This is a genomic window from Streptomyces sp. W16, from assembly GCF_033194735.1.
GTDB lineage: Bacteria > Actinomycetota > Actinomycetes > Streptomycetales > Streptomycetaceae > Streptomyces.
Map to the genome: position 1 here is coordinate 1 of NZ_JAWOAI010000731.1, position 3,865 is coordinate 3,865.

The 3,865-nt window shown below is 69.8% G+C and carries 5 protein-coding genes; 1 reads left to right on the forward strand and 4 read right to left on the reverse strand.

Going from position 1 to position 3,865, the window contains the following annotated elements:
• Nucleotides 1-136: 136 nt before the first annotated feature.
• Nucleotides 137-931, reverse strand: a complete 795-nt coding sequence (locus R6V09_RS48065; protein WP_317887762.1) for a methyltransferase domain-containing protein — start codon at nt 929-931, stop codon at nt 137-139.
• 225 nt (nt 932-1,156) lie between these two features.
• On the opposite strand from R6V09_RS48065, the gene R6V09_RS48070 reads away from it, so the two are divergent.
• On the forward strand, nt 1,157-2,284 hold the full coding sequence (locus R6V09_RS48070) for a magnesium and cobalt transport protein CorA (RefSeq protein WP_317887763.1): 1,128 nt from the start codon (nt 1,157-1,159) through the stop codon (nt 2,282-2,284).
• Nucleotides 2,285-2,317: 33 nt separating this feature from the next.
• Here R6V09_RS48070 and R6V09_RS48075 read toward each other — a convergent pair whose 3' ends face one another.
• From R6V09_RS48075 to R6V09_RS48085, 3 genes are all read right to left on the reverse strand, one after another.
• The gene (locus R6V09_RS48075; protein WP_019067604.1) at nt 2,318-2,746 is read right to left on the reverse strand and encodes a CBS domain-containing protein; all 429 of its coding nucleotides are present in this window, start codon (nt 2,744-2,746) and stop codon (nt 2,318-2,320) included.
• Nucleotides 2,747-2,889: 143 nt separating this feature from the next.
• Complete coding sequence (locus tag R6V09_RS48080) at nt 2,890-3,282, reverse strand: PPOX class F420-dependent oxidoreductase (protein ID WP_317887764.1); 393 nt, start codon at nt 3,280-3,282, stop codon at nt 2,890-2,892.
• A gap of 66 nt (nt 3,283-3,348) precedes the next feature.
• The coding region (locus R6V09_RS48085; RefSeq protein ID WP_317887765.1) for a uridine kinase at nt 3,349-3,865 on the reverse strand (517 nt) is incomplete at its 5' end.

Consider the following 3,865-nt stretch of genomic DNA (forward strand, 5'->3'; position numbering starts at 1 on the left):
GTGCGGTCGGGCTGACGGAGGCCCGTGGTGCGGGTTGCTCGCCGGCAACCACCACCGCGCACGCCCGCAACCACCGCCGCGCACGCCCGCAGCAACCGCTCTCCTCGCCCACCCGGCGCCAACTCCCGCCCGCCGCCTACCCCTTCCGCCCCCACGCCGAGATCATCGGTGCCGTCGCCAGATCCATCGTGCCGGAGGCGACGTTGGCCAGATGGCGGTCGATGTCCTCGTCCGTCGCGAGGCCGGCGGTGACGAGTTGGTCGCGGATCTGGCGGACCGTGGCGGATTCCAGGGCTGCGCAGGCCGGTGAGGTGACCGGGAAGTACGCGTCGGCCTCCACCCGGCGCAGACCGGCCTCGCGGAGCAGGCGCGGGAGCTTGCGGCCGTAGGAGAGGTCGGCGCCGCGGTCGGCGAGGAGGGCGCGGAAGCCGTTGCGGAGACGGTTCGCGAGTTGCTGCTCGGGGCCGTGTTCGTCGGGGCAGAGCAGGGGTTGCAGGGCGGGGTCGGCGTCCTCGATCAGGAGGCGTCCGCCGGGGCGCAGGGACTTGATCATCGAGCGCAACGCCCGTTCCCGGTCCGGGACATGGACGAGGACCAGTCGGGCGTGCACGAGGTCGAAGCCCTCCCCCGGCGGTTCCTCGGCGCCCACGTCATGGACGCGCACCTCGACCGGCGGACGGGCCGCCGAGGCGACCTGGGAGGTGTCGATGTCGGTCGCCATGACCTTCCCGGTCGGTCCGACCTTCTTGGCCAGCCAGGACACCACCGAGGTGCCTCCGACGCCGACCTCCCAGACCCGCCAGCCGGGTCCGACGCCGAACCCCTCCAGGTGCCGGAACGTCGTGGGGTCGAAGAGCGTGGCGAAGGCGTCGAAGCGCTGCCCCGCCTCGGACTGCCGATTGTCGAGGAGATACCCGTCGGATCGCGTCATGCGGCGATCATCCCAGTTGCTCCGCTTGTGGGGAGGGGTCGACGCTCCGGTTCGGAACGCCCTCGCCACGGCCGTGCGCGCGCTCCCGCACGGCTTCGTCCACAGGCGGGAACAAAGCGGAGGATTCCGTTCCCACAGGCTTACCCGCCGCTCACGTCGGCCTGGCAAACTGGCACGCCAAGGCGCAGAAATGCGATGTGAGGGGATCCACGCAAGGAGATCCGGATGTCCATGGCAGGGAATCTTCGGAAGGTCACGGGCCTCGGCAGGGTCGGTGGCCTCCGCAAGGTGGCACGGCTGGCCCGGCGGCACCCCCGGGTCGACCTGAGCCACCACGCCCGGTCACCCCTGGGCTCCTCCGTGGTGAAGTGCGTCACGTATCAGGACGGCGTCCGGGTCCCGCTCGGCGGCGACCTGGTGGACGCCGTCGAGCGGGTGCGCAAAAAGGACGACGGGTTCGTCTGGCTCGGCCTGCACGAGCCGACGAACGAGGAGTTCGCAGGCATCGCCGAGCTCTTCGACCTGCACCCGCTGGCGGTCGAGGACGCCATCGAGGCCCATCAGCGCCCGAAGGTGGAGCGCTACGGCGAGACGCTGTTCGCGGTGTTCAAGACGGTCTGCTACGTCGAGCACGAGAAGCTGACGGCGACGAGCGAGGTCGTGGACACCGGCGAGATCATGGTGTTCGTCGGCGCCGAGTTCGTCATCACCGTGCGGCACGGACGGCACGGCTCGTTGGGGCCGCTGCGCGAGGAGTTGGAGTCGAACCCCCGGCAGCTCGCCAAGGGGCCGGCCGCGGTGCTGCACGCGATCGCGGACCACGTGGTCGACGACTATCTGAGCGTCACCGACTCGGTGCAGGCGGACATCGACCAGGTGGAGACGGACGTGTTCGCGGAGAACGGCGCGCGGGCGGACCCGGGCCGTATCTACCAACTCAAGCGTGAACTGCTGGAGTTGAAGCGGGCGGTCGTCCCCCTCAGCGGCCCGCTGGAGGCACTGTCCACTCGGCCGATGCGGGTGGTCGGACCGGAGATACAGGCCTACTTCCGCGATGTCTCCGACCATCTGCTGCGGGCGAAGGAACAGATCGCGTCCTTCGACGAACTGCTCAACTCGATTCTGCAGGCGCACCTCGCCCAGGTGACGGTCGCGCAGAACGAGGACATGCGGAAGATCACGGCCTGGGCCGCGGTGATCGCCGTACCGACGATGGTGTGCGGTGTGTACGGCATGAACTTCGACCACATGCCGGAGCTGCACTGGCGGTTCGGCTATCCCCTGATCCTGGGCGTGATATCCGCGGCCTGTCTGGCGCTGTACCGGGGCTTCCGGCGCAACGGCTGGCTCTGAACGGCAGCCGCTGAACCGGAACCGTCCAGCGGTTCAGCGCATACCGCTCCGGGCGTAGACGCTCTCGACCCAGCCGGCGAGTTGCTCCTCCGTCAGGTGCTGGGCGAGGTCGGCCTCGCTGATCATGCCGACGAGGCGTTTGTTCTCGATGACGGGAAGCCGGCGGATCTGGTGGCCCTGCATCTCCTGGAGCACCTCGCCGACATCGGCGCCGGCGTCGATCCAGCGGGGCGTGCCCTGGGCCATCTCGCCCGCGGTGATCTTCGCCGGATCGTGGCCCATGGCCACACAGCCGACGACGATGTCCCGGTCGGTGAGGATGCCGCAGAGCCGTTCGTTCTCATCGCTGATGGGCAGGGCTCCGACGCCCAGTTCACGCATCAGCTGGGCGGCGCGGTCCAGGGTTTCATGGGCGGGGATCCACTGGGCGCCCCGGTGCATGATGTCTCCGGCGGTGGTCATGTAGTACCTCCTGGTGCCGGACGGCCGGCGCGGCACAGAACGTTCCGCTAGTCCCGGCGCCCTACATTCTCGCCGCGCGGCGGGGCGAACGCACCCGGACGGTCGGGACTTCCGGTGCGCCGACCGGGGATCCGGGACGGCGCTCAGACCTGGAAGCCCACGATCTTCTGCGGCACGACGCGGATGATCACCCGCACCTGGTCGTCCCGTTCGCCGGGCGGGTCGATGCCGAGGTACTTGTGCGAGAGCTCGTACGGAAGCCGTTTGTCCGGGTCGGGGAGGATCTCGGCGGTGCCGCGGATCTCGACCGAGGCGTAGGGGTTGGCGAGGTCGAACACCGACAGGCTGACGCGGGGGTCGTGGCGGAGGTTGCGCACCTTCTGACGGTCCTGGAGGGAGGAGAAGAGGACGGTGTCGTCCTCGCGCTTGATCCAGACCACCGAGGTCTGCGGGGCGCCATCCGGGCGGAGGGTGGCGACACTGGCGAAGTTCTTGCCGTCGAGAAGGGCACGGACGGAGTCGTCGAAGATCGGCATGGCCACACTCTAACTAAATGCACGCGCATATAAAAGCCTTTGGGTGGGGTCACTCGGCTCAGTTGCTCAACCCTTGGGCAATCCGCCCCACGCCGGGTGACGTGGATCGTCGGCGCGCACCAGGACGTCCGCCGTGCCGGCCGGGTCGGTCTCGTCCTCGTAGCGTTCGAAGGCGGGCAGGGTCCAGTGCTCGATCTCGGGGGTGCGGCGGCGCAGGGCGCCCGGTGAGAGGAGGACGTGGAGGGTCAGGTCGAAGGGGAACCAGTGCCGCAGGAGGAGGGGGCCGTGCAACAACAGGAAGGCACCGGGCGGGAGTTGGACGTAGGGGCTGCGGGTGGCGCGGTCGGTGGCCGGGTCCCAGAGGTCGGGCAGGACGCGGCCGTCGCCGTCCGGTTCGAGCGGGCCGAAGACCTCGCGCCACAGGGCCCGGGTGTCGAACCAGCCGTCGTAGTAGGCGTCGGCGTCCTGATGCCCGTACTCCAGGCGCAGCGAGGCGGGGCGCAGGAAGCCCTCCGTGCCGACGACGAGCGAGGCACGGCCGCGGATGCGCAGCGCCTCCGCGACCCGCTCGGCGAGGTCGCCC